The sequence below is a fragment of the Spongiactinospora gelatinilytica genome (genome assembly GCF_003236385.1).
In the GTDB taxonomy this organism is placed as follows: domain Bacteria; phylum Actinomycetota; class Actinomycetes; order Streptosporangiales; family Streptosporangiaceae; genus Spongiactinospora; species Spongiactinospora gelatinilytica.
On the sequence record NZ_POUA01000693.1, the window covers coordinates 1 to 1624 of the forward strand.

Consider the following 1624-nt stretch of genomic DNA (forward strand, 5'->3'; position numbering starts at 1 on the left):
GCCTTCGAGTACGGCCAGGCCGACGAGGTCGTCGGGGAGGGCGTCGGGGACGTGCGTGTCGAAGCGGGACAGGGCGCGTACCCGCAGGGCGATCAGGACCAGAAGGGCGATGGCCAGGCCGAAGAGCAGGTACATGAGCCCGATGCCGCGTCCCTCGCCGGTGCCGATCACCGCGCCCACGGTCCCGGCCAGCGGGCCGCCGGGCGCGAGCAGCGGCTCGAACAGCGCCGTGCCGTACGGGGCGACCAGGCCGAACCCGACCGGCAGGGTGGACCAGGCGATCATCTGGTTGATCGCGAACACCCGGCCGTGGAAGCGCTGCGGCACCTTGACCTGGATGAGGGTGGCGTAGACGCCGTTGAGGACGGCGAGCCAGTACGACATGCCGAACGCGCCGACGCCGATCACGACCAGGCTGTCCACGACGCCGGTGGCCAGGCAGAACGCGGCCAGGGCGAGACCGGACAGCAGCATGCCGCGCATCCGCAGCCGGCGCGGCCCGCCCCACACGGCCACGGTCAGGCCGCCGAGCAGCGCGCCGAGGCCGCCCGCGAACGACACCTTGCCGACGTCCTGGAGGGTGGCGAACGCGAGTACGAGCGGCGAGATCAGCAGGAACAGCGGCGAGACGAGCACGTTGAACACCGCGAAGAAGGCCAGCATGCCGCGGAACCCGCGATGGCCCCAGGAGTAGCGGAAGCCGCCGATCATCTCGGCCATGACCGTCTCCCTGCGGCGCGCGGCCATGGTGGCGGGGAACTTCGTGGCCAGCAGGACGGCGATGGCGAGGGTGTAGCCGGTCACGTCGAGGATGAGGATGCCCTCCAGGCCGATCACGGCCATCAGGGCGACCGCGACCAGCGGCACGATGAGCTGGGCCGTCCCGGTGGCGGTCTGCACGATGCCGTTGGCGTGCCCGAGGTAGCGCTTGGGGACCAGTTGCGGGATGGCGGACTGGTAGGCGAGCCGCTGGAAGGCGAGGGCCACGGAAAGGATGGCGAGCAGCGGATAGACGTGCCAGATCTGCAGGTTGCCGGTCCACAGGAGGCTACCGAGGCAGAGTTGGACGCCGCCGGCGGCGACGTTGGCGGCCAGCATGACCCGGCGGCGGTCGAAGCGGTCGGCGACCGCGCCCGCGAGAGGGGCCGCGAGCAGGCCCGGGACCAGGGCGATCACCGAGAACAGGGCGTAGCTGACGAGGGAGCCGGTGGTCAGGTAGATCCAGATCGGCACGGCGAACTCGGTCAGTGCCGCACCGAGGATGGAGGCGAGCTGGCCGACCGCCACCAGCATGAACCGGCCCATGCTGGGGGTCGCCCCGGCCCCGGGCGGCGGCCCGGCCACGGTCCGCGCCGATGCGGGGCCCGCTGGTACGGCCCGCCGGCCAATGCCGCCGGCGTCCTGCTGCACCGCCCGCCCGATGCCCGGCTCGGTACGAGGAGCCGGGACGAGGGGGGAAGTGCCTGTGCCACCGTCGGCCCCCGCATCGGTGGGGTCGGCGATAGGGCCGGTCCCGAGATCGGTGGCCGGGGCGGACGCGGCAGCGGGAGCAACGGCGGCACCCGGGTCGGTGGGCTCGGTGATGGCGTCGGCCCCGAGAGCGGTGGCTGAGACGGGGGCAGTG

General features: G+C 72.8%; 1 protein-coding gene. It reads right to left on the minus strand.

The annotated features are described in order from the left end of the window. A partial coding sequence (locus C1I98_RS38660) for an MFS transporter (protein WP_146607921.1) occupies nt 1–1624 on the minus strand: 1624 nt, incomplete at both ends.